The organism is Streptomyces sp. NPDC021225, from assembly GCF_044332865.1.
In the GTDB taxonomy this organism is placed as follows: Bacteria; Actinomycetota; Actinomycetes; order Streptomycetales; family Streptomycetaceae; genus Streptomyces.
The window spans coordinates 167,808-194,677 of sequence record NZ_JBIRPV010000006.1 but is presented as its reverse complement, the minus strand read 5'-3'; the positions used below and the strand labels follow the sequence as shown (position 1 = coordinate 194,677).

Annotated in this window: 23 protein-coding genes; 13 read left to right on the top strand and 10 right to left on the bottom strand. The window is 71.4% G+C overall.

Translation table 11 applies throughout. The features are described from left to right. Window positions 1-6: 6 nt before the first annotated feature. From ACH4S9_RS26860 to ACH4S9_RS26845, 4 genes are all read right to left on the bottom strand, one after another. Window positions 7-1,401, bottom strand: a complete 1,395-nt coding sequence (locus ACH4S9_RS26860) for an NAD(P)/FAD-dependent oxidoreductase (RefSeq protein ID WP_398374120.1) — start codon at window positions 1,399-1,401, stop codon at window positions 7-9. Further along, window positions 1,391-1,618 (bottom strand): ferredoxin, encoded by a 228-nt coding sequence (locus ACH4S9_RS26855; RefSeq protein ID WP_358843688.1) that lies wholly within the window; start codon window positions 1,616-1,618, stop codon window positions 1,391-1,393. Before ACH4S9_RS26855 ends, ACH4S9_RS26860 begins: the two co-directional genes overlap by 11 nt. Window positions 1,619-1,766: 148 nt before the next feature. After that, on the bottom strand, window positions 1,767-2,399 hold the full coding sequence (locus ACH4S9_RS26850; RefSeq protein WP_311722004.1) for a UbiX family flavin prenyltransferase: 633 nt from the start codon (window positions 2,397-2,399) through the stop codon (window positions 1,767-1,769). Between the two features lie 103 nt (window positions 2,400-2,502). Continuing rightward, the gene (locus ACH4S9_RS26845; RefSeq protein ID WP_398374119.1) at window positions 2,503-4,023 is read right to left on the bottom strand and encodes a UbiD family decarboxylase; all 1,521 of its coding nucleotides are present in this window, start codon (window positions 4,021-4,023) and stop codon (window positions 2,503-2,505) included. A gap of 239 nt (window positions 4,024-4,262) precedes the next feature. Between ACH4S9_RS26845 and mdlC the strand changes: the two genes are divergently transcribed. Both mdlC and ACH4S9_RS26835 read left to right on the top strand, forming a co-directional pair. Beyond that, entirely contained in the window at window positions 4,263-5,852 is a 1,590-nt protein-coding gene (gene mdlC, locus ACH4S9_RS26840; protein ID WP_398374118.1) for a benzoylformate decarboxylase, read from the top strand. Between the two features lie 51 nt (window positions 5,853-5,903). Next, entirely contained in the window at window positions 5,904-6,659 is a 756-nt protein-coding gene (locus ACH4S9_RS26835) for an SDR family oxidoreductase (protein ID WP_398374117.1), read from the top strand. Window positions 6,660-6,666: 7 nt separating this feature from the next. Here the strand turns inward: ACH4S9_RS26835 and ACH4S9_RS26830 are convergent, their stop codons facing one another. The 3 genes from ACH4S9_RS26830 to ACH4S9_RS26820 all read right to left on the bottom strand — a co-directional run bounded on the left by ACH4S9_RS26830 (window position 6,667) and on the right by ACH4S9_RS26820 (window position 10,335). Then, the gene (locus tag ACH4S9_RS26830) at window positions 6,667-7,824 is read right to left on the bottom strand and encodes an ArgE/DapE family deacylase (protein ID WP_385340148.1); all 1,158 of its coding nucleotides are present in this window, start codon (window positions 7,822-7,824) and stop codon (window positions 6,667-6,669) included. Between the two features lie 79 nt (window positions 7,825-7,903). After that, entirely contained in the window at window positions 7,904-9,178 is a 1,275-nt protein-coding gene (locus tag ACH4S9_RS26825; protein WP_398374116.1) for a M20 family metallo-hydrolase, read from the bottom strand. 20 nt (window positions 9,179-9,198) lie between these two features. Then, the gene (locus tag ACH4S9_RS26820; protein ID WP_398374115.1) at window positions 9,199-10,335 is read right to left on the bottom strand and encodes a diaminopropionate ammonia-lyase; all 1,137 of its coding nucleotides are present in this window, start codon (window positions 10,333-10,335) and stop codon (window positions 9,199-9,201) included. A gap of 118 nt (window positions 10,336-10,453) precedes the next feature. On the opposite strand from ACH4S9_RS26820, the gene ACH4S9_RS26815 reads away from it, so the two are divergent. After that, on the top strand, window positions 10,454-11,392 hold the full coding sequence (locus ACH4S9_RS26815) for a LysR family transcriptional regulator (RefSeq protein WP_398374436.1): 939 nt from the start codon (window positions 10,454-10,456) through the stop codon (window positions 11,390-11,392). Window positions 11,393-11,440: 48 nt separating this feature from the next. Here ACH4S9_RS26815 and ACH4S9_RS26810 read toward each other — a convergent pair whose 3' ends face one another. Then, the gene (locus ACH4S9_RS26810) at window positions 11,441-12,154 is read right to left on the bottom strand and encodes a GntR family transcriptional regulator (RefSeq protein WP_358843696.1); all 714 of its coding nucleotides are present in this window, start codon (window positions 12,152-12,154) and stop codon (window positions 11,441-11,443) included. 211 nt (window positions 12,155-12,365) lie between these two features. On the opposite strand from ACH4S9_RS26810, the gene manD reads away from it, so the two are divergent. From manD to ACH4S9_RS26770, 8 genes are all read left to right on the top strand, one after another. Continuing rightward, on the top strand, window positions 12,366-13,574 hold the full coding sequence (manD, locus tag ACH4S9_RS26805) for a D-mannonate dehydratase ManD (RefSeq protein ID WP_311721996.1): 1,209 nt from the start codon (window positions 12,366-12,368) through the stop codon (window positions 13,572-13,574). Continuing rightward, complete coding sequence (locus tag ACH4S9_RS26800) at window positions 13,571-15,025, top strand: mannitol dehydrogenase family protein (protein ID WP_398374114.1); 1,455 nt, start codon at window positions 13,571-13,573, stop codon at window positions 15,023-15,025. Before manD ends, ACH4S9_RS26800 begins: the two co-directional genes overlap by 4 nt. An 85-nt stretch (window positions 15,026-15,110) precedes the next feature. Continuing rightward, on the top strand, window positions 15,111-16,505 hold the full coding sequence (locus ACH4S9_RS26795) for an MFS transporter (protein WP_385340157.1): 1,395 nt from the start codon (window positions 15,111-15,113) through the stop codon (window positions 16,503-16,505). Then, entirely contained in the window at window positions 16,502-17,560 is a 1,059-nt protein-coding gene (locus ACH4S9_RS26790) for an L-idonate 5-dehydrogenase (protein WP_398374113.1), read from the top strand. Before ACH4S9_RS26795 ends, ACH4S9_RS26790 begins: the two co-directional genes overlap by 4 nt. A 199-nt stretch (window positions 17,561-17,759) precedes the next feature. Then, a complete protein-coding gene (locus ACH4S9_RS26785; RefSeq protein WP_398374112.1) occupies window positions 17,760-20,063 on the top strand; it encodes a xanthine dehydrogenase family protein molybdopterin-binding subunit in 2,304 nt (767 codons plus the stop codon). Beyond that, entirely contained in the window at window positions 20,060-20,992 is a 933-nt protein-coding gene (locus ACH4S9_RS26780; RefSeq protein WP_385340161.1) for an FAD binding domain-containing protein, read from the top strand. Before ACH4S9_RS26785 ends, ACH4S9_RS26780 begins: the two co-directional genes overlap by 4 nt. After that, window positions 20,989-21,471, top strand: a complete 483-nt coding sequence (locus ACH4S9_RS26775; protein ID WP_311721990.1) for a 2Fe-2S iron-sulfur cluster-binding protein — start codon at window positions 20,989-20,991, stop codon at window positions 21,469-21,471. Before ACH4S9_RS26780 ends, ACH4S9_RS26775 begins: the two co-directional genes overlap by 4 nt. 187 nt (window positions 21,472-21,658) lie before the next feature. Further along, complete coding sequence (locus tag ACH4S9_RS26770) at window positions 21,659-23,965, top strand: FlgD immunoglobulin-like domain containing protein (RefSeq protein WP_398374111.1); 2,307 nt, start codon at window positions 21,659-21,661, stop codon at window positions 23,963-23,965. 38 nt (window positions 23,966-24,003) lie between these two features. Here ACH4S9_RS26770 and ACH4S9_RS26765 read toward each other — a convergent pair whose 3' ends face one another. Continuing rightward, window positions 24,004-24,624 carry an L-threonylcarbamoyladenylate synthase gene (locus tag ACH4S9_RS26765; RefSeq protein WP_311721988.1) on the bottom strand — a complete coding sequence of 207 codons (621 nt, stop codon included), beginning with the start codon at window positions 24,622-24,624 and terminating at the stop codon, window positions 24,004-24,006. Between the two features lie 155 nt (window positions 24,625-24,779). Here ACH4S9_RS26765 and ACH4S9_RS26760 point away from each other — a divergent pair, with 155 nt between their 5' ends. After that, window positions 24,780-25,610 (top strand): phytanoyl-CoA dioxygenase family protein, encoded by an 831-nt coding sequence (locus tag ACH4S9_RS26760; RefSeq protein ID WP_398374110.1) that lies wholly within the window; start codon window positions 24,780-24,782, stop codon window positions 25,608-25,610. A gap of 236 nt (window positions 25,611-25,846) precedes the next feature. After that, on the top strand, window positions 25,847-26,077 hold the full coding sequence (locus tag ACH4S9_RS26755) for a fibronectin type III-like domain-contianing protein (RefSeq protein ID WP_385340167.1): 231 nt from the start codon (window positions 25,847-25,849) through the stop codon (window positions 26,075-26,077). Window positions 26,078-26,119: 42 nt separating this feature from the next. Here the strand turns inward: ACH4S9_RS26755 and ACH4S9_RS26750 are convergent, their stop codons facing one another. Further along, a complete protein-coding gene (locus ACH4S9_RS26750; RefSeq protein ID WP_385340169.1) occupies window positions 26,120-26,863 on the bottom strand; it encodes an SDR family oxidoreductase in 744 nt (247 codons plus the stop codon). Window positions 26,864-26,870: the final 7 nt, after the last annotated feature.

The following is a 26,870-nucleotide window of genomic DNA, read 5'->3' as shown; positions in this document are numbered from 1 at the left end:
CGCTGGTCAGGCACGCGACGGGACGAACCGGACACGTCGCTCGCTCGGTGAGTGACCCGTCAGCGTGACGGTGGGCTGGTGGGTGGGGAGGTGGGGGTCGGGGAAGGCGGGATCGACCGGCTCCAGCGTTTCGGTTCGGCGGTCGGCCATGCGGTACTCCGGCGGGAACGACGCGTTGGCCTCGATCTGCTCCCGGTAGAACCCCAGCCACTTTGCACGGTCGAAGAAAGCCGCGGCGATGACGCGGCCGCGGTAGCCGTACACCGCGACGAACCCCTGCTCGGCGAGTGTCCCCTGGGCGATGACCAGTTGGTCGCCCATCGTGGGGACGCCTACGGACTTGATGTTGACGCCGAACTGGGTGGACCAGAAGGTCGGCAGCCACAGATGCGGACTGCGGTCGGGCCCCGCGCAGACCATGTTGTGGGCGGCGATCTCGGCCTGTTCGACCGCGTTGCCCCAGTGCTCCAGCGCCAGGAACTGGTAGTCGAACAGCGGGTGGGGGCTGCGTGCCACATCGCCGGCGGCGTAGATGTCGTCGGTGACGATGCCGTTGACGTCGAACACCCGGCATCCGGCGTCGCAGGCGATCCCCCTGGGACCGGCGGCCAGCCCGGAGCCGGCGAGCCATTCGGTGTTCCGGACGGCGCCGAGCGCAGCCAACGCCACGCCCACGTCGATCGCCGAACCGTCGGACAGATGGGCGCGCCTGAGCCGTCCGGCCTGGTCGCCCTCCAGCGCGGTGACGCTGGTGCCGCAGCGCAGGTCCACCCCGTGATCGCGCTGTAGCCGGGCCGCCACATCGCCGACCACCCCGCCGAGCGCGCCCACCAGCGGCGCCGGGCCGCGTTCGGCGACCGTGACCGCAAGGCCCCGCTCCCGGCAGGCGGAGGCGACCTCGGAGCCGGTGAAACCGGCGCCGATCACCAGCACCCGGGACGGGCGGGCGCCCAGCTTCCGGTACAGCCGGGCGGCGTCGTGCCGGGTACGCAGCACGAACACCCCGTCCAGCGCCGCCTGTTCCGGGTGGAACCAGGGCCGGGCCCTGGTCCCGGTGGTGATCAGCAGGCGGTCGTAGGCCACGGTGTCGCCGTTCGCCAGACGCACCTGCTTGGCTTCCCGGTCCAGGCTCTCGGCGGCGACGCCCAGACGCCACTCGGCGTCGATGTCGCGCCGTCGCGGCAGCGCGGTGTCCTCGGCCCGCGCCCGCCCCAGCAGCACCTGCTTGGACAGCGGCGGCCGGTCGTACGGCTCATAGGGCTCGTCGCCGACCATGGTCAGCGAGCCGGTGAATCCCATGTCGCGCAGGGTCTCCGCCGCGCGCAGGCCGGCCAGCGAGGCACCGACGACGACGATGCGCCCCTTTCGCCGAAGGGCCTCGACATCGCTGTCAGCCGACACCGGGCTCCACCCCCTGCGTCGGCTCGTCGGAGTAGTCGACGAGGATGGCCTGGACCGGACAGGCCGCCACGGCCTGTTCCACCTGCTCACGCCGCGCCTCGTCGAACAGGGGGGAGAACATCAGCGCCTCTTCGCCATGCAGGGTGAACACGTCCGGGGCGAGAAACACGCACTGCGCGAATCCCTGGCACCGGTTGAGATCGACGACAAGCCTCATCTGGAACCCGCTCCTTGCTCGGGCCACGGTCGCGCCACGCTCCGCGGCCCCCGCGCTCGGTCCATACGATCGGTCGGCATGCCTCTCCCTCAGCATCAACCCCTTCGGAGCTGCTCGCAAAGCGGGAACGGCTGTGGTTGCCCTCGATTTACCGGGCTTGCGTGTGCTCGCGTCGCGCCGTGGTGTCGCTGCCGTCCCACTGGTAGCGATCCGTGCCGGCCAGGCCCAGGAACTGCAAGACGCGTTCGACGAACTCCTCCCGCAGCTCCGCGAGTGTCTCCGGCACGTTGTAGTACGTGGGGATCATGGGGTACACGGTGGCTCCCGCCTCGGTGACGGCGACCATGTTGCGCAGATGGATGAGATTCAGCGGCGCTTCCCGGAGGCAGAGGACGAGTTTCCGCCGTTGCTTCAACATCACATCCGCGGCTCGCTCGACGAGGCTCTCCGTATGGCCGTGAGCGATGCGTCCGATGACGCCGGCCGCACACGGCATAATGATCATTGCGTCGGTCGGGTAGCTGCCGCTGGTCACCGGTCCGGACATATCGGCCGGGTCCAGGAAGCGTACTTTCGGTGATGTCGCGTCCAAAGCCTCGACCACCGAGTCCGGATCCTCGCCGGTGCGGAATTCGAAGGCCACCAGTTTGCGCCCATTGGCCGACACCAGAAGGTTGATATGGCCGACCCGGTCGTCCCGCTGAAGCGCGGCGAGCAGGCACTTGGCCACACCGGTGCCGCCCGCTCCTGTGACAGCAACTGTCACATTCTGCTGGGTCACGAGTGTCCCTTTCCTGGCTCATCCCCGTGGTTGAGGACCGCTGTCCGTTGCGGTCCGAGACGCACGCTGATCGGTACCTCGCCGTGTGATCGCCGAAACCCCGTCATTCACCCGGGCGGCGTCCGCCTGCCGCCTCGGACTCGGACTCGGACTGAGACTCCGACTCAGCGGCGAGGACCTTGGCGCGCACATCCGCCGGGTAGACGCCGTCGAAGGTCGCGGGCGGGACGCGTCCGCTTCCCACCGCCGGGAGCAGCGCGTCGTGCACGACGACGGCACCCCAGCCGTTGTGGAGTTCCTCCTCGAGGAAGCACGGGTACCACGGCATGATCGGCCCGTGCCACTGCTCCTGGCGGAGTGACGGATGCACCCGGGTGGCCAGCGCCCACAGGAGATCCGCGTCATTCGACGGATCCACATCGTCGTCGAGTACGTAGACGACCGGGGAGAGCCGGCCGACGCGGGTGCCGTTCAGTACCTCACCGATGCGGTGCACGAATCGCGCGCTGTCCATCCCCGGCAGCACATCGCGCCAGTTCTGCGGGACCGTGATCACCGTCCAGAAGCAGGCGGCGCCGAGCGGCAGCCAGGCAGTCGTGATGGGCAGTCCCGCCTTCCGCAAGACCGCGACAGCCTCTGCCGAGATACCGGCGGCCGGTGCGACATGCGAGTCGTCGACAGGCCGTCCGGCGGCGGCCAGCGGCCAGATGGGGTTCCCTCGGTACGTGATCGCTTCGATGCCGAACAGCGGCTGTGGCGACGTCTCGGGCAGCGCCCAGCCGTGGAACTCGGCGAACGGGCCTTCCACGGCATCACGCGTTGCGGACAGATGCCCCTCGATGACGACCTCGGCGGAGGCCGGCACGTCCAGGTCGTTCGTCTCGCACCTCACCACGTCGACGGGCCTGCCCAGCACCGCTCCGAGATACGCGCCCTCGTCGACCTCGGTCGGGACGGTCATTCCGCCGACGACGGAAACACCCGGGTCGCCACCCTGGACGAGGGCGTAGGGCATCGGCTCACCCAGGGCCTCCCACTCGCGCCAGATCATGCCGAGGTGCTGACTCGGCAGCACCAGTCCGGTCATGTGCCGGTCGTCGATCATCATGATGCGAGAAATGGACCAGTTCGTCCAACGGCCGTCGGGTGTCCTCGCGACGACCACACCCCACGTGTTGACGTAGGGGCCGCCGTCGTTCTGGTGAACGAACGGGATCGGAAATCGGCCGAGACGAGCCTCGTCACCCAGCAGGATGTTCTCCTTGCAGGGCACCGAGTCGGCTGCCACACGCCGCGGCGGGAGCAGTTGCCTGGCGCCTGCCTCCCTGAGACATTCGACCAGCTCGGCAGGGGTCGTCGTATACGGCAGGCCGAGGGAGAGGGAGATCCGCGCCAGCGGATGCCCGGGAACGCTCGAGAGCGCGCCGGGGGCTCCGATCATGCGGAATCCCTCTCCGACTCCGTCGAGGTGCTCGAAGAACGGGGCGGGCCGGCCGTTCTCGGTGGAGCGTCGCGTGACGGCCGCCGCTTCCAGGTTCGGATCGATCACGCGGGAGATGCGCTGAACATCTCCCAGCGCGTCGAGCGCGGAAATATAGGACCGGAGGTCGGTGATGTCGGCCATCAGTTCCTCACTCCTTTCGATTCGGATGGGTGAGGCATGGGTGAGGGATCGGTGAGGCATGCCGCTCTTTCAGCGTGACGTCGGCGGCGCGATCCTGCCGGGCGCCCAGTGGCTGCCGCGCTGTCCACCCCGTAGCGTCGTGTCTACCGGCGCACACATGGCCGCGTCTCCAGGAAAAGCCACCGTGCTCGTACGAAAGGTGGCGGCTCACGATGACTGCGCAACGCACCGTCCGAAGCGTGACCTACGATCTGCTGCGCTCCTTGGGGCTCACCACCGTCTTCGGCAATCCCGGTTCGACCGAACAGCCCTTTCTTCAGGAATTCCCCGACGATTTCACCTACGTACTGGCGCTCCAGGAGGCCTCCGTCATCGCGATGGCCGACGGCTTCGCCCAGGTCACCGGGCGCCCGGCCCTGGTCAACGTGCACTCCTCGGCAGGTCTGGGAAACGCGGTGGGGAATCTGGTGGCGGCGTACCACGGCAGCACTCCCCTGATCGTCACCTCGGGACAGCAGCACCGGGAGCTGGTGATCGGCGATCCGTACCTGGGCAACCGTGAGGCCACCACCATGCCGAAGCCCTGGGTGAAGTGGTCGTACGAGCCCGCGCGCGCCGAGGATGTCCCGGAGGCGTTCATGCGGGCCTACGCGATGGCCTTGCAGCCGCCCGCGGGGCCGGTCTACCTGTCGATTCCCTTGGACGACTGGAAGCGGCCGCTGGCCGGCTACACCCGCGCCCGGACGGTCGGCAACCGGGTCGCCCCGGACCCGGACCGCCTGCGGCAGTTCGCCGACCGCATCTCCGCCAGCAGCCGCCCCGCGCTGGTCTTCGGGCCGGAGGTGGACCGCGGCGGCGGCTGGGACGCGGCGATCGCCCTGGCCGAGAAACTGCGCGCGGCCGTCTACGGCGCCCCGCTGCTGGACCGTGCCTCCTTCCCCGAGGACCATCCCCTCTTCCGCGGGCCGCTCGGGATGTCCGTGAAGACCATCAGCGACCGGCTGACCGGGCACGACCTGGTCGTCGTCATCGGCGCCGAGGCGTTCCGGTACTACCCCTACGTCCCCGGCGACTACCTCCCGGCAGGCACCGAACTGCTCCAGATCACCGCGAACCCCGAGGTCGCCGCGGCGGCGCGGGTGGGCGACAGCCTCCTCGGCGACACGCATACGGCGATCGGCCTGCTGCTGAACATGGTGGCCGACGGCACCGCACGCACCGCCCCGGCGCCGATGGAGCGGTCACGGGAGCGCCCGGTCAGCCGGACGCCCAACAGCCCGCTCACACCGCCGGAGGTCTACGCCGCGCTCAGCAGGGTCAGGCCGGCCGACGCCGTCATCGTCAACGAATCCACCTCCACCATGGCGCAACAGGTCGAGTGGCTTCCGACGGTCAGGACCGGCTCGTTCTTCGCCACGGCCAGCGGCGGTATCGGCTGGGGCACACCGGCCGCGGTGGGAGTGGCCCTGGGCGACCGGGAAAAGGGCGTCGAACGGCCCGTCCTCGGCCTGATCGGCGACGGTTCGTTCCAGTACTCCGTACAGGCCGTCTGGACCGCGGCTCAGCACAAACTGCCGATCGCCTATGTGGTCATGCGCAACGGCGAGTACTCCATCCTCAAGAGCTTCGCGGTGCTGGAGGAGACACCGGGCGTTCCGGGCCTCGACCTGCCCGGTCTCGACATCGCCACCGTGGCCCGGGGCTTCGGCTGCCGCGCGGTCGATGTCAGAACCACGGAGGACCTGGAGCGCGAGCTCACGGAGGCCCTGTCCGCCGACACCACCACGGTCATCGTGGTGTCCACGCAGCCGCAGAAGGCAATGCTGTAACGCAGCCGACGCGTGCGACGGTGTGCACGCACGAACGATGGGATCTCTGCCGTGCTGAAAGACACCACAGCCGTCGTCACCGGCGCCTCCAGCGGCATCGGCGCCGCCGTCGCGCGAGCACTCGCCGAGGAAGGGGCCACGGTCGCCCTGCTCGCGCGGCGCCGCGACAAGCTGGCCGAACTCGCCGGCACCATCAACACGCGCGACGGCGGCCGGGCGCGGATGTACGAGGCCGACGTCACGCATGCCGACGCCGTACGCGACACGATCGACGCCGTGGCCCGCGACTGCGGCGGCATCGACATCCTGGTCAACAACGCCGGGGGCGGCTCCTGGGGGCCCGCTGTCACCGCCGAACTGGCCGACTGGCACAGCACGGTCGAGCTGAACGTCAACGGAGTGCTCAACGCCACCCACGCCGCTCTGCCTCACCTCACCCGTGCCGCCGCGACCCACGGGCGTGGTGTCGCCGACATCGTGACCATCAGCTCCGTCGCCGGGCGCAGAGTGCCGAGCGCGAACAGCAACGTCTACTCGGCCACCAAGCACGCCGTCGGCGCCTTCTCCGAAGCCCTCCGGCAGGAACTCGCCGAGCAGCATGTGCGCGCCGGCCTGGTGGAACCCGGCATCGTCGCCACCGAGCTGACGACCAGCGGCCACGCCTACACGCCCGAAGCGACGAGCGTCGCCGGATACGGCCCGCTCCAGCCGGACGACATCGCGGCCACCGTCGTGTTCATGGTGACCCGCCCGCGCCATGTCGCCCTCAACGAGCTGCTCGTACGGCCGACGGAACAGACCAACTGACCGGGGCTCAGGAGCAGAAGTCCGCGATGGTGGCGGTGAGGATGTCGGTGAGGCGGTCCAGCGAGGCGAGGTCGACGTACTCGGTGGCCGCGTGGGCGCCCGCCCCGTCCACGCCGAAGAGCAGGCAGGGGATGCCGGCGCGGTCCAGGAGGGCGCAATCGGTCCAGAAGGCTTCGGCGCGCACCGCGGGCGGGTGGCCGAGGGTCTGCTCGGCGTGGCGGGCGAGGGTGCGCACGATCAGGGCTTCGGGGTCGGCCGCGAAGGGCTCGCGGTGCAGGCCGCGGGCCAGGCGGTAGCGGAAGTCGGGGACCGTGGCGGCGAGGCGGTCGAGGACGGCGGTCAGTTCGCGCTCGACGCTGTCGGCGCTCTCGCCGGGGACGGTGCGGCGCTCCAGGGTGATGCGGCAGTGCGCCGGGTAGGTGGAGGGCTCCTCGCCGCCGCGGATGACGGAGGCGTGCACGGTGCCGGTGCCCAGGAGGGGGTGTGCCGGGCCCTGTGCGAGGCGCTGTGCCAGTTCTTCGAGGGCGACCAGGAAGTGGCCGGCCTTGGCGATGGCGTCGATGCCGAGTTCGGGGCGTGAACCGTGCGCGGCGCGGCCTTCGATCTCGACGTCGAACCAGGCGAAACCCTTGTGGGCGAGGGTGACTTCGAGGTGGCTCGGTTCGGTGACGACGGCCGCGTCGGCGGTGAAGGACTCCAGCACCTCCTCGGTGCCCGAGCTGGCGTGCTCCTCGTCGGCGACGCAGGCGAGGATGACATCGCCGCGCAGAGGTCCGTGGGCGGTGGCGCGGGCGGCCGCGACCATCATGGCCGCGATGCCGCCTTTCATGTCGAAGGCGCCGCGGCCGTACATCCTGCCGTCGCGGATGCACGGGTCGAGCGGGTCGCCGTCGTAGTCGGCGAGGCTGACGGTGTCGAGGTGGCCGCCCAGCATCAGGGAGCGACCTCCGCCGGTGCCGCGGGCGACGGCGACGAGCGAGGGCCGGCCGGGGCGCTTCTCCAGGCGGTGGACCTCGAAGCCGCGGGCGGCCAGCCATGCGCCGCAGAAGCCGGCGATGGCGGCCTCGCCGCCCCCGCCGGGGACGAGGTCCGGGTTGACGGAGTCGATGGCGATCAGCTCGGCCAGCAGGCGGCCGGGGTCGGTGTCCGGGGGCTCGGGGGGCATCGAGGACCTTTCGAAGTTCGGCTGCCGGCCGGGGATTCAGCGGCAGGGCGGTGCGTTCGGCAGGTGGGCCGCCGTGGGGTCAGTCCTGGTCGGCCAGGCGCAGGAGGGTGGTCGCCAGGACATCGACGCCGTGGGCGCATGCCTCGGGGGTCGAGTACTCGCGGGGGTTGTGGCTGATGCCGTCGTACTCTCCCCGCACGAAGATCATGGCGGTGGGGCAGAGCGCGGCGATCTCCTGGGCGTCGTGTCCGGCGCCGGACAGCAGGGAGATGTGCTCCAGGCCGTGGTCGTCGGCGGCCTGCGCGATGGTCTTCCGCACCCCCTCGTCGAAGGGGACGTAGGCGGTCCTGGCCATGCGCCGGGTGGTCAGCGACAGCCCCGGTTGACTGCCTTCCAGGTCGTGGAGGAACGTGGCGAGGGCTTTCTCGGCGCGGGCCATCTGAGTGTCGTCGGGGTTGCGCAGGTCGACGGTCATCTCGGCGCGGGCCGGGACGATGTTGGTCAGGTCCGGGTGGACAACCAGATGGCCGACGGTGGCGCGCAGCTCGCCGTACTCACCGGAGTCGACCAGGGCCCGCAGGTGGACGACGATCTGCGCGGCCGCGAGGCCCGCGTCGGCGCGCAGGTGGGTGGGGGTGGTGCCGGCGTGGGCGGCGCGGCCGTGGATGGTGATCTCCTGCCAGGAGATGCCCTGCACACCGGTGACGACACCGATCTCGACGCCGTTCTCGGCGAGGACCGGCCCCTGCTCGATATGGCACTCGACGTAGGCGTACGGCGGGGCGAGGCACACGTCGGTGGGGCAGCCGGGGCCGTCGAAGCCGGTGCGGGCGAGTTCGCCGCCGAGGGTGCGGCCGTCGCGGTCGGTCAGGGCGTGTGCGTACTCCACGGTCAGGCGGCCGGCGGCCACGGCGCTGCCGAGCATGTCGGTGCCGAAGCGGACGCCTTCCTCCTCGGTGAAGATGCCGACCTCGACCGGGCGGCGGGTGCGGATGCCGCGCTCGTTCAGGGTCCGTATGACCTCGATGCCGCCCAGGACGCCGAGGCAGCCGTCGAAGGCGCCGGCGGTGGCGACGCTGTCGATGTGCGAGCCGGTCAGCACCGGGGCCGCGGTGGGGTCGGTGCCCTCGCGGCGGCCGTAGATGTTGCCCATCCGGTCGATACGGACGGCCAGTCCGGCCTCTTCCATCCAGGCGATGACCTGGCGGCGGCCGGCCGCGTCGGCGTCGGTCAGGGCGAGGCGGTTGACGCCGCGCAGGCCGGTGCGCTCGTCGTCGTAGGCGCCGATCTCGGCGAGGTCCATGAGGGACTGCCACAGGCGTTCGCCGTTGACAGTGATCTTCGGGCTGGTCATGGCTTGTCTCCGGGGGGTGGTCAGAAGCGGTGTGTGCCGTGGGCGGTGGTGGAGTGCGGGTTGGCGGCCGTGCCCTCGGTGCTCAGCAGGACGACCGTCGACGTCGCGCCGAGGCCCAGCGCCGTACGGCGGTCTTCGGCGCCCGCGCCGGTGAGCACCGCGCGCAGGCCGGCGAGAGCCGCGGCCCCGCACGGGCCCGAGGACACGCCGAGGGCGTCGAGGCGGGCGGCTGCGAGGGCGCTGTCGTCGTCGGGGATGGCGACCGCGGCGTCCAGCCCGCCGCGCAGGTAGGGCCAGGCGATGCTGGACGGGGTGCCGCAGTTGAGTCCGGCCATGGTGGTGTCGCCGGTGGTGACGCTGACGGGTGCACCGTGGGTGAGGCTCTCGAGCACGCAGGCCGCGGACTCCGGCTCCACCGAGAGCAGTGCCGGAGCCCGCCTGGAGGTGTGGCTGCGGTAGTGCGTGATCACGGCCTGGGCCAGCGACCCCACGCCCACCGGGACGGCGACGAGGTCGGGTCCGTCGGCGGCTCCCTGTGCCGCCAACTGCTCGTCGATCTCCGCGCAGAGGGTGGAGTAGCCCTCGACGATCCAGCCCGGGATCTGCTCATAGCCGGGCCAGGCGGTGTCCTGGACCAGGACCGCGTCCGGCGCGGCGGCCGCCCGGGCCGCCCGGCGTACGGCCTCGTCGTACGCCCCCTCGACCTCGGTGACCTTCGCCTGCTCGGCGACGATGGCCGCCACGGCCCCCGCGTGCACGCCCCGCGGGACGAAGACATGGGCGCGCTGCCCGAGCAGGCGTGCCGTGTGGGCCACCGCGCGGCCGTGGTTGCCGTCGGTGGCGGTCACCAGGGTGACCGGGCCCGGCGCCCGGCCGCTCGCGGCCCGCTCGGCCAGGGTGCGGTGGACCGCCCAGGACGCGCCCAGCGCCTTGAAGGCGGGCAGCCCCAGACGGCAGGACTCGTCCTTGACGAAGACCCGGCCGACCCCCAACTCGAAGGCCAGAGCGGATAGTTCGTGCAGCGGGGTGGGTGAGTAGGCGGGCAGCGCGGCGTGGAAGCCCCGCACCTCGGTGGGTGCCGGATCACACCGCCAGGTACGGGCGCCTGGCCGCGCCAGCCACGGCAGCGCGCGGGGGGAGGAGAGGTTCTCAAGCACACGATCAGGGTCCGGCACCCGCCCAGGATCGGTCCAGCGAATGTTTTCGACGTATACTCATCGGAAAAACCGACCATTGAAGCTGTCGCTGCGCGACGGCGGGGAAACCGGACCGGCGATGTTCGATCTGCACCGGCTGCGCCTGCTGCGCGAGCTCAAGCACCGCGGCACCCTGGCGGCCGTCGCCTCGGCCCTGTCCTACGCGCCCTCATCCGTCTCCCAGCAGCTCTCCCAGCTGGAAGCCGAAGTCGGCGTCCCGCTGCTGGAGCCGGTCGGCCGGCGGGTGCGGCTGACCGAGCAGGCCGAGATCCTCGTCGCCCACACCGAAGCGGTCCTCGAACGCCTGGAGCGCGCGGAGGCCGACATCGCCACCTCCCTCACCGAGCTGACCGGCACCCTGCGCATCGCCTCGTTCCAGACGGCGGCCCTGGCCCTGGTCCCGGCCGCGCTGGGCCTGCTGCGCGATCGGCACCCGAGCCTGCGCGTCCATGTCACGCACATGGAACCGGAAAAGTCCCTGCCCGCCCTGCTGGCCCGCGACTTCGACCTGGTCCTCGCCGAGGAATACCCCGGTAACCCCAATCCGCGCTCCGCCGAACTCGAACAAGAGGACCTGCTCGACGACCCCCTCCACCTCGCCCTGCCCGAACCGGTCGTGGGGCCGGGCACCGACGGCCCGATGGCGGCGCTGCGTTCGCTCGCGGACCACCCCTGGGTGATGGAACCCGAGGGCACGGCCGCCCGGCACTGGGCCACGGCCCTGTGCCGCAACGCCGGGTTCGAGCCCGACGTACGGTTCGAGACCACCGACCTCCTGCTCCACCTCCGCCTCGTCGAGCAGGGCCACGCCGCCTCTTTCCTACCCGAGCTGGTCTGGAACGGACAACCCCGGACCGTCACCCTGCGGCAGCTCCCCCGCGGCCAGCGCGCCCGCCGCATCTTCACCGTCGTACGCCGCGGGCGCAGCCGGCACCCCGCGGTCCTCGCGTGCCGGGGCGCCCTCCACCGAGCGGTCGCCCTGGACTCCGGCCGGGCATCGGGAGTACCCGGAAACTGAACCAGCGCCGGGTGCTGGTCATGCGGGACACTCCTGGACCTGTCCGGGTCACTCCCAGACCACCACGTTGCGCCGCACCGGCACCCCCGAGGGGTCGGAGGCGAACAGTTCGGGTGAGTGGGCGCGGATGCGCTCGATGTCGCTGAAGACGGCCCTCAGATGAACGCGCATGGAGGTGCGGGCGAGCTGGACGTTCCCGCCGAGCACCGCGTCGAAGATCTCGTGGTGCTGGGCGGCGAAGACGGCCGGGGACACGTTCTCATGGAGACCGAGGCGCCGGGCCCGGTCCAGATGCCCCTTGGCCGCGGCGACCGTGGACCAGACGTTGCCGTGCCCGCTCAACCGCATCAGGCCCTGGTGGAAGGCCTCGTCCAGCTCGAAGAACTCCTCGAGGCCGAGGTCCGCGCGCTGCTGGCGTTTCAGGTTGTCCCGTAGCTCCTCGACGACCGCGGGGTCGAGCTGTGGGGGCAGATCGTCCAAGGAGGTCAGCTCGACTGCCTCCCGCAGGAACTGCGCGTCCGCGACCTGCGCCGGGTCCACCCGGGACACAAATGACCCGATCTTCGGGAAGATCTGCACCAGGCCCTCCTGGGCCAGCAGGATCAGGCTCTCCCGCACCGGTGTGCGGCTCACGCCCAGGGACGCCGCGAGTTCGTTCTCCGACAGGGCGGCGCCCGGGGCGAGTTCGAGGGTCAGGACCATCTGACGCAGCTTGAGGTAGATAGCGCGCCGACTCGTCCGACGGCGGTTCGATTGAGCCATGCGCCCATCGTACGTATCGGCGGAGCCCGCCCGGCGCCGGTCGGGGAGGTGTGGGCCGACTTTGGGCCGCCCGTAAAAACATGGTGACGGGAGTATTGCCGACGAGCACGACAGCTGCTTGTATACAAGCACTGCGCGACAGGAACTGCCCGACCGATGGCGGACGCCGGTCGGGCAGCCTGGTACCACCGCGCCGCGAGGAGAGCCCCCATTGAGCAAGATCGAACGTGTCGACGTGTTCGTCGCATCCCCCGGGCGCACCTTCGTCACGCTGCGCATCACCACCTCGGACGGGGTGACCGGCCTCGGCGACGCCACGCTCAACGGCCGTGAGCTGTCCGTGGCGAGCTATCTGCGCGACCACGTGGCTCCGCTGCTGATCGGCAAGGACCCCGCCCGCATCGAGGACATGTGGCAGTACCTGTACAAGGGCGCGTACTGGCGTCGCGGGCCCGTCACCATGACGGCCATCTCCGCCGTCGACACCGCGCTGTGGGACATCAAGGGGAAGACCGCCCGGCTGCCCGTCTACCAGCTCCTCGGCGGCCGGTCCCGTGATGGCGTCCTGGTGTACTCGCACGCCAGCGGCGCCGACGTGCCCTCGCTGCTCGACGACGTCGAGCGCTATCTGGAGCTGGGCTACAAGGCCGTCCGGGCGCAGGCCGCGGTGCCGGAGGTCGGTGGTACGTACGGGGTCCGCAAGGGCAAGGTCTACGAGCCCGCCGCGACCGATCTGCCCGACGAGCAGCCCTGGGACACCGAGGCCTACCTCGGCTTCGCGCCCACCTACCTGGAGGCGGTGCGGGAGCGCTTCGGCTTCGGCTTCCACCTCCTGCACGACGTGCACCACCGGCTGACCCCCATCGAGGCGGCCCGCTTCGGCAAGAGCGTCGAGGCCTGCCGGCTGTTCTGGATGGAGGACCCGACGCCGGCCGAGAACCAGGAGGCGTTCCGGCTCATCCGGCAGCACACCACGACCCCGATCGCGGTGGGCGAGGTGATGAACTCGATCTGGGACGTCCAGCAGCTGATCACCGAGCAGCTCATCGACTATGTGCGCACCACCGTCGTCCACGCGGGCGGCATCACCCATCTGCGGCGGATCTTCGACCTCGCGGCGCTCTACCAGGTGCGCACCGGCTCCCACGGCGCGACCGACCTCTCCCCCGTCAGCATGGCCGCCGCCGTGCACCTCGACGTGACGGTGCCGAACTTCGGCATCCAGGAGTACATGGGCCACGCCGACGAGACCCACGAGGTGTTCCGCAGCGGCGTCACGTTCGCCGACGGCATGCTCCACCCGTCCGAGGAGCCGGGTCTGGGCGTGGAGTACGACGAGAAGGCCGCCGAGCGCTTCCCCTACCAGCGGCGCTACCTGCCGGTCGCGCGCCGCCTCGACGGCTCGGTGCACGACTGGTGAGCGCCACCGCCCGCCCCGCGCTGAACCGCGCGGCGCTCTCCCGCCTCGCCCCCGAGGCGCGCCCCGCGGTCGACCCCGCCGAGTTGCGCGCCAGGGTCGTCCACTTCGGGCTCGGCGCCTTCCACCGGGCGCACCAGGCGGTCTACACCGAGAACGCCGCCGCCCAGTCCGGCGAGCCCTGGGGCATCACCGCCGTCGCGCCCCGGTCGGCGGAGACCGTGCGCGCGCTGCGGGACCAGGACTGCCTCTACTCGTGCACCGAACGCCACCCGGAGGGCAGCGTCACCCGCGTCGTGGGCTCGGTCGTCGGCGCGCTCGCGATGGGGCCGGACGCCGAGGCCGTCGACGCCCTGCTCGCCGACCCCGAGGTGACCGTGGTCACCCTGACCGTCACGGAGAAGGGCTACCACCGCTCGCCGCTGACCGGCGGTCTGGACACCGCGGCGGCACCGGTCGCCGCCGACCTCGCCGCGGCCCCCGGCGGCCGCCTCGCCACCGTGGTGGGCCGGCTGGCCGCCGGGCTGGCCGCGCGGATGCGGGCCGGCGCGCCGCCGGTCACCGTGGTGTCCTGCGACAACATGGCGGGCAACGGCGCCGCGCTGGGCCGGGTCGTCCATGACTTCGTCCGGGCCTCCGCCTGGCCGGACCGCGACACCATCCTGGCCGAAATGGCCGAAAGCGTCGCCTTCCCGGCTACCGTCGTGGACCGGATCGTGCCCGCCACGAGCGAGGCCGAGCGGTCCGCCGCCGCTGCCGCGCTCGGGGTGCACGACGCCCTCCCCGTGACGGGTGAGCCCTACCGTCAGTGGGTGCTGGAGGACTCGTTCGCCGCGCCCCGGCCGCCCTGGGAACGGGACGGCGCCCTGTTCGTCCCCGACGTCGCGCCGTACCAGCTCACCAAGCTGCGGCTGCTGAACGGCTCCCACTCGGCGCTGGCCTACCTCGGCCTGGCCGCCGGGTGCGCCACCATCGCCGACACCATGGCGGCGGACTGGGGTGCGCCCCTGGTCCGGGCGCTGTGCGCGGAGGTCGCCCCCACCCTCCCCGCCGACGGCCCCGATCCGGTCGCGTACGCCGACGATCTCGTCGTACGCTTCCGCAATCCCGCGATGCGCCACCTGCTGCGGCAGATCGGCTCCGACGGCTCTCTGAAGATCACCGAGCGCTGGCTCCCTGCCCTGCGCGAGCTGCGCGCCCGCGGCGCGGCCACCCCGGTGCTGGAACTCGCCCTCGCGGCCTGGGCGCACGCCACCCGCCACGCCCACGGCACCCTCGCCGACCCCGCGGCCGAGGCGCTCGCCGCCTGCTGGGAACCGTCGGACCGCCCCTCGACGGCGGTGCGCGCGCTGCTGCGCCTGCTCGGCGCGGCGGACCTGGCGGACGACGACGCCCTCGTCGCCGCCGTCGCGGACCGGCTGCCCGCGCTCCGCTCGGGCCGCGTGGAGATCTGAGCCGGCCCGGCCGCCGGCCCGCCCACCGCACATCACCCCTCCCCCGAACACCGCTCACCGTCGTCCCCGAACAACGGAGTTCACCATGCAGGACAGCACCATGACCGAGGAGCAGGCGCGCCCCGCGCAACGCACCACGAGCGATCTGGCCAGAGCCGCCGTCTCGGGCTGGCTCGGTACGGCCATGGAGTTCATGGACTTCCAGCTCTACTCGCTGGCCGCCGCGATCGTCTTCAACAAGCTCTTCTTCCCGGACGTCAGCCCCGCCATCGGCCTGATCGCCGCCATGGCCACGTACGGCGTCGGCTACGTCGCCCGGCTCGCCGGCGCCGTCTACTTCGGGCGGATGGGCGACCGGATCGGCCGCAAGAAGGTCCTGTACCTCACCATCCTGCTGATGGGCGCCTCCACCACCCTCATCGGCGCCCTGCCCACCTACTCCGCCATCGGCATCGCGGCGCCGATCCTGCTCGTCGCGCTGCGGCTGGTGCAGGGCTTCGGCGCGGGCGCCGAGATCGCCGGGGCCACCGTGCTGCTCGCCGAGTACGCCCCCGTCCGCCGGCGCGGCCTGGTCTCCTCGCTGGTCTCGCTCGGCACCAACTCCGGAACGCTCGCCGCCTCGGGCCTGTGGGCCCTGCTGCTCGGCGTGCTCAGCGAGGAGCAGCTGCTCTCCTGGGGCTGGCGGCTGCCCTTCCTGCTGAGCTTCGCGCTGATGCTCTTCGCGTTCTGGCTGCGCCGTGGCCTCAGGGAGAGCCCGGTCTTCGCCGAGCGCGCCGACGTGGTGGACGGCGTGGCCCTGCGCCGCGACGAGGTCGAGTCCGCCATCGCCGAGGCCGACGACCACCGGGGCGATGTGCTGGCGGCCGGTGTCCGGCAGCGCAAGGGCAAGGCGTTCTTCCTCGCGCTCGGACTGCGCTTCGGCCAGGCAGGCAACTCCGGGCTCGTCCAGACGTTCCTCGTCGGCTACATCGCCACCAACCTCGCCGTCGGCAAGACCGTCCCCACCGACGCGATCATGTACGGCTCACTGCTGGGCTTCGTCACCGTGCCGCTGATCGGCCTGCTCGGCGACCGCTTCGGACGCCGGGTGCTCTACCTCACGCTCACCGTGCTCACCATGGCCGCGGCCTTCCCGGCGATGCTCCTGATCACCTCCGGCTCCACCCCGGGCGTGCTGATCGGCATGGTGCTCGCCCTGAACGTCGGTGTCCTCGGGCTGTTCTCGCTGGAGAGCGTGACAATGGCCGAACTCTTCGGCGCCCGCTCCCGGTTCACCCAGCTCGCGCTCGCCAAGGAGATCGGCGGGATCCTCGCCACCGCGATCGGCCCGGTCCTGGCGGCCACGCTCACGGCCGTCACCGGCAGCTGGTGGCCGATCGCGGCGATGCTCGTCGTCTACTCGCTCATCACCTTCGTCAGCGCGCTGCTCTCCCCCGAGACACGCGGACGCGACCTGGTCCGGCTGGAGGACGCGGCATGAGTACGGCCACGGGAGACCGCCGTATGCGGGCGGTCGTGGTGCACGGCCCCGGCGATGTGCGCGTCGACGAACGGGCCCGGCCGGTGCCGGGCCCCGGCGAGATCCTCCTGGCCCTGGAGTGGGGCGGGATCTGCGGATCGGACATCGCCTACTGGAAGAAGGGGGCGTCCGGTACGGCCTCGCTCACGCACCCGCTGGTGCTCGGGCACGAGGTCGCGGGCCGGATCGCCGCGCTCGGCCCTGGGGTCACCGGCCTCGGCGAAGGGCAGCCGGTCACCGTCCACCCGGCGCAGCTCGTCGGCGACGGCGTACTGCCGGCGCGGATCGCCGGGCGCACCAACCTCTACCCAAGCGTCCGCTACTTCGGCTCGGCGGCCTTCGACCCGCACACCGACGGCGGGTTCAGCGAGTACCGGGCGGTCCGCGCGGACCAGATCCGGCCACTGCCAGACGGCGTCGACACCGAACGCGGCGCCCTGGCCGAGCCGTTGGCGGTCGCCCTGCACGCCGTCGGCCGCGTCCCCGACCTGCGCGGCCGTACCGTCCTGGTCAACGGCGCGGGACCGATCGGCTCGCTGGTCGTCGCCGCGGCCCGGCACCGCGGGGCGGGCACGGTCGTCGCCGCCGACCTGGCGGCGTCCTCCCTCGCCGTCGCCCGCGCCATGGGCGCCGACGAGACCCGCGACCTCTCGCGCGGCGACGGCCTGCCACAGGACGTGGACCTCGTCTTCGAGGCCTCCGGCGCCCCGGCCGCGCTCGGCCCGGTCCTGCGCGCCACCGCCCGCGGCGGCACCCTCGTCCAGGTCGGCAACCTGCCCGGCACGCCCGCCCCGGCGGTCCTCGGTGACCTGGTGACCCGCGAGATCACCTGGATCGGCTCCTACCGCTTCGTCGACGAGATCGACGACGCCCTGCGCGCCCTGCGGGACGGCCTGGATGTGACGCCGCTGATCACCCACCGCTTCCCGCTGGAACGGGCGGAGGAGGCACTGGCCGTCGCCGCCGACCCGCACAGCGGCAGCAGCAAGGTCATGCTGCGGCTGACCGCAGCATGAGGCCCGGCGCATGAGACGCGGTTCAGGGAGACGCGGTTCATCAGGCGCGGCGCGCCCCTCCCGGGCGCGCCGCTCCCCGCCCCGAACGCCCCGCGCGGTCGGCATGCGGGTGGCCCTCAGCGGTGAGAAACTCGTACCACCGCGCGTATGAGGCGCCCTCGCCACCCGCCGCAACGACACCAGGCGCAGAGGGGTAGTCGTGGATCAATGGACCAGGCGCGAGGACAAACGGCTTCTCACCGGAAGCGGCCGCTATGTCGCCGACATCGATGTGCCCGGCTGTCTGGACGCCGTGTTCGTCAGGAGCCCCGTCGGCCATGGCACCCTGCGCGAGGTGGACTGCGCCGCCGCCCGCGCGGTGCCCGGAGTGGTCGGGGCCTGGTCCGCCGCGGACTTCACCGATCTGCCCGCGTGCGCGCAGTCGGCCGCCGGCCTCCAGGATCTGCCCCCGGTGCCGTACACCTTGCTCGCCAAGCTGTCCACGGAGGAGTCGGTGGCAGGCCGCGAGTGGCCGGCGCTGGTGAAGGACCGGGTTCGGTTCGCGGGCGAGGCGGTCGCGGTGGTGCTGGGCGAGGACCGCTACCGGGCCGAGGACGGAGCGGCGGAGATCGACTTCCGGATCGATCCGCTGCCGGCGGTGGTGACACCGTCCGCGGCGGCGGACGACCGCGTTCGCCTGTTCGACGGCTTGAGCAACGTCGCGTTCGAAGGGGATACCGGCAGGCCCGTCGAGGAGTCGACGTGGCGGGAGGCGGCCGTCGTCGTGGAGGGCCGGTACCGTCAGCAACTGCTCATGCCCACCCCGATGGAGTGCCGGACCATCCTCGCCGTGCCCGAGGGAGACCGGCTGACCGTGTGGTCGGGGCATCAGATGCCGCACCGGCTGCGCCGTGAACTGGCCGCGTTGCTGGGGTTGCCGACCGACCGGCTGCGGGTGGTCGTCCCGGACACCGGAGGAGCGTTCGGGTCGAAGAGCGCCTCGTTCCCGGAGTTCGTGGTGGTCGCCTTCCTGGCGATGCGGCTCAAGCGGCCCGTGCGGTGGATCGAGGACCGTCTGGAGTCCATGGCGGTCGCGACCCGGGGCCGGGGACAGGACCAGCGGGTGCGGCTCGCCGCCGACGGTGAGGGGCGGCTGCTCGCCTACGAGTTGACGGTCGACGCCGATGTCGGCGCGTATCCGCACCTCGGGGTGGGGCTGCCGATGCAGACCGCCTGGATGGCACCGGGTCCGTACGCCACCCCCGAGGTGCACGCGACCGTCCGCTCGGTGCTGACCAACACGATGCTGACGTATCCCTATCGCGGGGCGGGCCGGCCGGAGGCCGCGATCGCTCTGGAGCGGGCGATGGACGACCTGGCCCGTCGGCTGAACACGGACCCGGCGGAACTGCGGCGGCGCAACTTCATCCCGCCCGAGGACTTCCCGTACGAGACGCCCACGGGCCGGCGCTACGACAGCGGGAACTACGCCGCCGCGCTCGACCTGGCGCTGGAGACCGTCGGCTACGACGAGTGGCGGGCCGAGCAGGCCCGGCGCCGCGCCGACCCGGACGCCCTGCCCGTGGGCATCGGTCTGTCCTGCTACGTGGAGCGCTCCGGCGGTGAGCCCGGAGGACTGCACGAGTTCGGGAGCATCGAGGTCGACGAGGACGGCACGATCATCGTCCGTTGCGGGGCCGCGTCGAGCGGCCAGGGCCACGAGACGGTCTTCCCCGCGCTGGTCGCCGAGACCCTGGGCGTCGAGGGGCGGCGGGTCCGGCTGGTCGAGGGGGACACCGACGAACTGGCCGAAGGTCTCGGCTCCTTCGCCAGCAGGTCGGCGCAGGTGGCCGGAGCGATGCTCCAGCACGCCTCCCAGTTGCTCATCGATGAGGCCCGCGACCGGGCCGCACGGCTGTGGCAGGTGCCGGTCGAGGAGGTGGAGTGGTCCCACGGCGCCGTACACCACGGCCCGGCGGCCACGGACGTGGCCGAACTGGCCAAGGCCACGGGGACGTTGCGGGTGGAGGACAGATTCGAGTCGGGCATGGCGTTTCCGTTCGGCGCCCATGTGGCGGTGGCCGAGGTCGATCCGGAGCTGGGCACCGTGCGGCTGCTGCGGGTGGTGGCGGTGGACGACTGCGGCGTGGCGCTCAATCCCACTCTCGTGCACGGCCAGGCGTTCGGATCGGCCGTGCAGGGGATCGGCCAGGCGCTGTACGAAGGCATCCCCTACGACGACGCCGGCACACCGATGCTGGCCAACGGCCTGCTGGACTATCTGGTGCCGACGTTCACGGAGATCCCGCCGCTCGAGGTCAAGGACACCTGCACACCGAGTCCCAGCACGCCGCTGGGCGCGAAGGGAGCGGGCGAGTCGGGCTGCATCGGCACCCCGGGCGCGGTCGTCAACGCGGTGGTCGACGCCCTCCAGGTCGCCGACCCCGCCCTGCTTCAGATGCCGCTCACCCCGGATGTGGTGTGGCGGGCGGCCCGCGCCCCCAAATTCGAGGAGGCCAGGTGAAGCCCGCCGCCTTCGACTACGTCGTGCCGCGCACGGTGCCCGAGGCCGTCGAGGCACTCGGCGACTCCGGGCGCGAGGCCCAGGTTCTCGCCGGTGGCCAGAGCCTGATCCTCGAGATGCACCTGGAGCGCGTCCACCCCGGCCTCGTGGTCGACATCAACCGCCTCCCGGCGCTCGACGAGATGCGGGTGTACGACCACTCGCTGCGGGTCGGCGCGCTGGTGCGGCATCAGGTCTTCGAGTCCCCCAGGGCCGTACCGGGTCCGCTCGGCACACTCTTCTCACGCGCCGTCGTGAACATCGCCCACCCTCCCATCCGCGCTCGCGGCACCATGGTGGGCAGCTTCGCCTGGGCGCATCCCGCCTCCGAGTGGTGTGCCATCGGTGTCGCCCTGGACGCGGACGTCGAACTGCACGGCCCGGACGGCGCTCGCGAGGTGGCGGCCCGCGACTACTTCCACGGGCCGTACCGGACCGCGCGGCGCCCGGAGGAACTGATCACCTCGGTGCGCTACCCCCTGCTCGGCGACGACACGGGGGTCGGCTTCCTCGAGCACCGGCGCACGCACTTCTGTTTCGCGCAGGTGGCCGTCGCGGCGGCCCTGACCATCGGCGACGGGGTGATCCGCGAGGCGCGGATCGGGCTGGTCAACTGCGCCGACCGGCCGGTGCGGGCACGCGCGGCGGAGCAGTTGCTGACCGGCGCCGAGGCCGGCCCCCTCCCGGTCGGCCACCGGATTCCGGAGGGCCACCCGTTCGCCCGCGCCGGCCGGACGGCCGCGGCGGAGGACGCCTCGCCCGTGGCCGAGCCGTACGCCGATCTCGAGTACCGGCGGCAGGCCATCGCGGTCCTGGTGGCCAGGACGCTGAGCCAGGCAGCGGCGGACCATCGGTCGCGGGCCGCCGCGGGCAAGGGAGATCCCCCATGAAGATCACCCTCAATGTGAACGGTGACGCGTACCCGCTCGACGTCGAGCCACGGCGCATCCTCGCCGACGTACTGCGCGAGGACTGCGGTCTCACCGGTACGCATCTGGGCTGCGAGCACGGCGTCTGCGGCGCCTGCACGGTCCTCGTCGACGGCAGCGCCGTCCGCTCCTGCCTCATGTTCGCCGTGCAGTGCGACGGCAGCACGGTGCGCACCGTGGAAGGGCTCTCGGGGCCCGATGGCGAGCCACACCCCCTCCAGCGCGCCTTCTCGGCCGAACACGCCCTCCAATGCGGGTTCTGCACGCCGGGGTTCCTCATGGTGGCCGCCGGAGCGCTGGAGGCCGACCCCGCGCTCGGTGACGACCCGGAGGCCGTCGCGGGCCTCGTGGGCTCCAACCTCTGCCGGTGCACCGGCTACGAGCCCATCAGGCGCGCCATCGCCCGCGCCGCCCGGGAACGGCAGAACACCGCCACCTGACGAACTGGTCGACGGGCGTCCGCCCGCGGCGCGGCCACTTTTCCCCCGCCTTCAGCGCAATCTTCTGAAACAGCCGCCGCGGCACGGACGTTGTCCCTACCCTGACGTGGGCCTCGCATGATCGGCAGGCCCACGGGTGACCAGGAGGCGACGGGTCGCCACTGGTCGATCAGCGAGGGGGAAAGAAATGACCCTACGGCAAAGACGTCTCAGACGCTCGGCGCGTTCCGCGACCCTGGTCGCGGTCACGCTCACGCTCGCCTCGGGCGTGGCCGTGTCACTGCCGCCGGCCACCGCCCGGGCGGCCGACGCCACCGAGGTGGTCATACCGTCGCCCGACGCCTACGACGATCGGGCCGAGACGCTGCTGTCCACCGGCGACACCGGTGTGCTGCACCAGGAGCAGGGCTCCAAGAGCTATCTGTGGACGAATACGTATAACCGGCAGACCATTCCCGTGAAGGCGCTGGACGGCGTGTCACGCGAGTCGATCTTCTCCCACCACGACCAGAGCAACCGCGTCGCCTACGCCACCACCGACGCGGACGGCGCGACCACGATCACTCTGCTCAACGTCGACCAGAACACCAAGTCCACCCTGAGACTGCCGGACGGCTACGCGCACCCCCAGGTGTACGGCGGGTTCGTCCTCGCCACCCGGACTCTGGAGGACGGCACATACGAACTGCGGGTGCTGCGGCCCCGCGCCGGGGACACGCCCTACGACGTGCAGGTGCAGCTGCCCGCGGGCGCCACCGCCGAGTCCGAGCCGGTGGTGCTCGGCGGCGAGAGCACCTCGCTCCTCATCCGCTACCGCACCGGCTCCACCCACGGCTACGGCATCCTCAACGGCATCACCGGCGCGGTCGCCCCGCTGCCGGTCACCGGCGAGGCGAGCAGCTTCCGCCTCACGCGCGACACGGTGACCTGGTTCAGCCGCCAGGACGAGCAGGGGGTGCGGGTGCTGCCGCGCGACGGCAGTACGACGACACCGCGGGTCGTCCCGCTCACACCGCGGTCCCCCGACAGCGAGATCACCGCCTACACGGTGGGCCGGAACGTGCTGTGGCACGAAGGGGACCGCGGGCCGCTGCGGCTGACGCCGATCGACGGGGCGGAGACCTCACGCGTCCTGCTCACCGATATCGAACAAGGTCTCCAGGGGTCCAACAGCACGCTCACCGCCCTGGGCCGCGACGCGGACGGCACGCGCGCCATCCACCGGTTCACCGTGGACGGCAGCGGGCTCGTATTCGATCAGCAGCTGCGCGTGGTGGCGCCGGTCACGGTGGCCTACGGCTCGATCCAGGCGCTCGGCCTGGACCGGGGAACCGTCCGCTACGTCAACGCGCTTCAGGAGACACAGCGGCTGCACGGCAAGGACATCGGCACCGCGCTGGACCCGGCCGCCGGGGACGATCTGCCCGTGTACGGCGACTCCGCACCGGGGCGGTTCGCCGACGGTGGCGACGAGGGGCTGGCCCGGCTGGTGGCGGACCCGGACAACGGCGGCAAGGACGTGCTGGTGACGGGTGACGACCCGGACCGGCCCGTCGACCGGCTGCCGCTGCCCGGCGCGGACGGCCGGATCCTGGACATCTCCCCCGAGTACGTCCTCTACGAGTCGCAGGGCCCGCTGAAGCGGCAGTACGTCATCGACATCGTCCGCGACCGGATCGTCCGGGAACAGGCCGCGCAGGCCGCGGCCCTGGACTACGCCACCCTCTGGACGCCGTCCCCGGACCGGCCCGGCACCGTGATCGCCACCGATCTGCGGACCGGAAACCAGACCGACACCGTGTCGCTCGGCGCGTCGTGCACACCTGAGGAGCTCCAGACCAACGGCACGCTTCTCTACTGGAGCTGCCCCGAACAGGACCAGGCCGGCGTCCAGGACCCGGACACCGGGACCGCCTACCCCGCCCCGGCCACCGGAGCCCTCCTCGGTGACGGTTTCATCGCCGACCACAACACCGTCGACGGCACGCTCGGCCTGACCGGCCTCAACGAGGACGGGACCACCACCGATCTGGGCACCGTCCTCGGGATGAAGCCCACCTCCGCCGCCGACAGCCGGGGCGTCACCTGGGCGGTGGACCGCCGCGCGGGCAAGCTCGCCTATGTGGACAGGGCGGAGACCGTTCACGTCTTCGCGCCCCAGCACGGCGTCTCCGCGCTCTCCGTACCCGACCGCAGCGTCCCCGCCACCTGGGACCGCGGCGCGGAAACGGCCTCCTGGAACGCCCAGTGGTGGCTCTCCAAGCCGGCCACGTCCTGGAAACTGACGCTGCACAACGACGACACCGACACCGAGGTGCGCACCTGGACCGGCACGTCGGCCGCGAGCACCGTCAAGGTCGCCTGGGACGGCACCACCGCCGAGGGCCCCGCCGCGCCCGACGGCGCCTACACCTGGACCCTCACCGCCGCCCCCGCCGACGGTCAGGGTGACCCGGCCACCGTCTCCGGAGCGCTCACCGTCACCGGTTCCTGACGCCGGACGACGTCGGGGCGGCGGAACGCGGCTACGGGCTACTCGAACCGGGCCGTGTCGCCCGCCCCTCGGCGTACGATCTCGGCTTCGCCGCTGGAGAAGTCGATGACCGTGGTCGGCTCGGTGCCGCAGTCTCCCGAGTCGACCACGGCGTCCACCACATGGTCGAGCCGGTCCTTGATCTCCCAGCCCTGCGTCATCGGCTCGTCCTCACCGGGCAGCAGCAACGTACTGGAGAGCAGCGGCTCACCGAGTTCGGCGAGCAGGGCCTGGGCCACGGCATGGTCGGGAATCCGCACGCCGACCGTCTTCTTCTTCGGGTGCGGCAACTGGCGCGGTACGTCCTTCGTCGCGGGGAGAATGAAGGTGTAGCTGCCGGGCGTCGCCGCTTTGATCGCACGGAACACGTCTTTGTCGATATGCACGAACTGACCCAGCTGAGCGAAATTCTGGCACACCAGGGTGAAGTGGTGACGGTCGTCGAGGTTCCGGATCGACCGGATCCGACCGATACCGTCACGGTTGCCCATTTGGCATCCCAGCGCGAAACAGGAGTCCGTCGGATAGGCGATGAGCTCGCCGGAGCGGATCCTGTCGACCACATTGCCGATGGTGCGCTGCTGGGGGTTTTCGGGGTGCACGTCGAAATACTTCGCCATCCACCGAGCCTACGCCATCGCGATCAGCATGCTGTTCCGCGGCGCCCATCGCTTCTTTTCCATTCGAATATCATGGCGTGAAATCGAAAGCCCTGATCACCGATATGCCCGATTACGTCGCGACGAAGCCACTTTCACCCTGGAGGTTCGCGTCCATGGCCGGTGCCGCAGTCACCTCGCTCTCCGCCCTCAAGTCCGCCTACCGGACCCATGGTTGGTGTGAACCCCCGTACCGGTTCAGCGGCGAGGCCGTCGAACCGATACGGGACCGCGTACTGGCCATGAGCCGGGAGCGCAGGCCCGAGGTCGTACACGAGCAGGACAGCGGGATCGCCCGCGCCATTCACGGCTGTCACGCCTTCGACGAGGTGTGCGCGGCCCTCGTCCGCCTGCCGTACCTGGTCGCGCTGGCCGAGGAGTTCCTCGGCGGGCCCGCGTACGTCTACCAGTTCAAGGTCAACCTGAAGCAGGCGCACGAGGGGGCCGCCTGGCCGTGGCACCAGGACTTCGCGTTCTGGCACGAGGAGGACGGCATGCCGCGTCCGGACGCCGTGAACATCGCCATCTCCCTGGACGACGTCCACGAGGGCAATGGCCCGCTCATGGCCATACCCGGGTCGCACCGGCTCGGTCTGCTCGACCTCCCCGAGGGCCGGGCGGAGAACGGCGCGGAATCCGACTGGCGTACGCATGTGTCGGCGGATCTCGCCTACACCGTGAACGGCCACCGGGCCGAGAGCCTGATCCGCGAGAAGGGACGGAAGCTGTTCCTGGGCCCGCAGGGCTCCCTTCAGGTGTTCCACCCCAGCGTCGTCCATTCTTCGACGAACAATCCGTCACCGGACCGCCGCGCGTTACTCCTCATCACCTACAACGCCGTCGACAACGCCCCGGCGCATCCGACCCGTCCCGCCTTCCTGGTCTCCAGGGACACGACGCCCGTCGTGAGTCGGGCCGATGAGCGCCTCGGCCTCGTGGCGGTATGAGGCGCCGGCTCAGCGCTTCGCGTCGTGTCCCTCGTAGCTGGAGCGAGTCTCGCCGGCGTCACCCCGTCGGGCAAGCTGCCGGTGCAGATCCCGCGAACGCCCGGCGGCCGGCCCGGGACCTATCTGCACGCCCCGTTGGGCGGCAACAGCCAGGGCGTCAGCAATTCGACCCGACTCCGGCCTACCCCTTCGGCCACGGCCTGTCGTACACCACCTTCGCGTATGACGACCTGCCCGTGAGCTCCGAGGAGATGGTCACCGACGGCGAGGTGGAGATCAGCTGCGTCGTCCGTAACACCGGCGACCGCGCGGGCGCCGAGGTCGTACAGCTCTACACCGCCGACCCGGTGGCCCGGCTCCCCCGCCCCGTGACCCAGTTGACGGGCTGCTCACGCCTCCACCTCACCGGACCGGTCCGCCAGGTCGGCCACGACCGAGTCCTGCGGACACCGGCACATATCGGCTGAGCCCACAGCGGCGGCATCAAGCGGGCCGCACCGCAACGACGGTCACCAGGCGACCGGACCGAGGCGGTCGATGAAGGTCCCGGTCGGCCCGTCGGCGTCGAGCGTCGCGAGCCTGACGATCGAGTCGGTGCCCTCGGTGACGGTGAGCTGGCCGGTGTGGTGGTTCATATCGGTGGCGGCGAACTTACGGTTGGCGACTTCTCCGGGGGTGGCGACGTTGAACTTGATCTCCGGGAGCGCCTGGGCATACCGGACGGTAATCATGTTCAGCGCCGCTTTCGACGAGCTGTAGGCGAGCTCGTGCATCTTCGAGACCGGCTGGTCCGGATCGGTCACGACCGCGAAGGAGCCGCCACCGCTGGACACCATCACCACCCGCGGCTGCTCCGCCGCCCGCAGCAGCGGCAGGAACGCATGCGTCACCCGGATCGGGCCGTAGACGTTGGTGTCGTAGACGGAATGGATTTCGTCGGCCGTCGCGTCCGCGGGCGCGACGATGTGTCCGGGCGCGCCCGCGTTGTTGATGAGCACATCCAGGCGGTCGGTGTGCTCGTGGACGAGCCGTACCGCGTCGGCCACCGACTCGTCCGAGGTCACGTCCAGCGGGACCATGACCACGTTCACGCCACCGGCGGTCAGTTTGTCGGCGGCCTCCCGTCCTCGGCTCTCGTCACGCGAGCCGAGAAACACCGTCCAGCCCAGTTCGCCGAGGCGCCGGGCCGCTTCGAAACCGAGTCCCTTGTTGCCTCCGGTGATCAACACCGAGGTCTGCTGCGAGTTCGTCATGCCCACC

Coding starts and splice junctions, on each gene's coding strand:
- ACH4S9_RS26855 (WP_358843688.1), bottom strand. CDS start 1,618: ATGAGGCTTGTCGTCGATCTCAACCGGTGCCAGGGATTCGCGCAGTGC.
- ACH4S9_RS26845 (WP_398374119.1), bottom strand. CDS start 4,023: ATGGCCGACATCACCGACCTCCGGTCCTATATTTCCGCGCTCGACGCG.
- ACH4S9_RS26830 (WP_385340148.1), bottom strand. CDS start 7,824: ATGCCCCCCGAGCCCCCGGACACCGACCCCGGCCGCCTGCTGGCCGAG.
- ACH4S9_RS26825 (WP_398374116.1), bottom strand. CDS start 9,178: ATGACCAGCCCGAAGATCACTGTCAACGGCGAACGCCTGTGGCAGTCC.
- ACH4S9_RS26815 (WP_398374436.1), top strand. CDS start 10,454: ATGTTCGATCTGCACCGGCTGCGCCTGCTGCGCGAGCTCAAGCACCGC.
- ACH4S9_RS26810 (WP_358843696.1), bottom strand. CDS start 12,154: ATGGCTCAATCGAACCGCCGTCGGACGAGTCGGCGCGCTATCTACCTC.
- ACH4S9_RS26795 (WP_385340157.1), top strand. CDS start 15,111: ATGCAGGACAGCACCATGACCGAGGAGCAGGCGCGCCCCGCGCAACGC.
- ACH4S9_RS26790 (WP_398374113.1), top strand. CDS start 16,502: ATGAGTACGGCCACGGGAGACCGCCGTATGCGGGCGGTCGTGGTGCAC.
- ACH4S9_RS26775 (WP_311721990.1), top strand. CDS start 20,989: ATGAAGATCACCCTCAATGTGAACGGTGACGCGTACCCGCTCGACGTC.
- ACH4S9_RS26770 (WP_398374111.1), top strand. CDS start 21,659: ATGACCCTACGGCAAAGACGTCTCAGACGCTCGGCGCGTTCCGCGACC.
- ACH4S9_RS26765 (WP_311721988.1), bottom strand. CDS start 24,624: ATGGCGAAGTATTTCGACGTGCACCCCGAAAACCCCCAGCAGCGCACC.
- ACH4S9_RS26760 (WP_398374110.1), top strand. CDS start 24,780: ATGGCCGGTGCCGCAGTCACCTCGCTCTCCGCCCTCAAGTCCGCCTAC.
- ACH4S9_RS26750 (WP_385340169.1), bottom strand. CDS start 26,863: ATGACGAACTCGCAGCAGACCTCGGTGTTGATCACCGGAGGCAACAAG.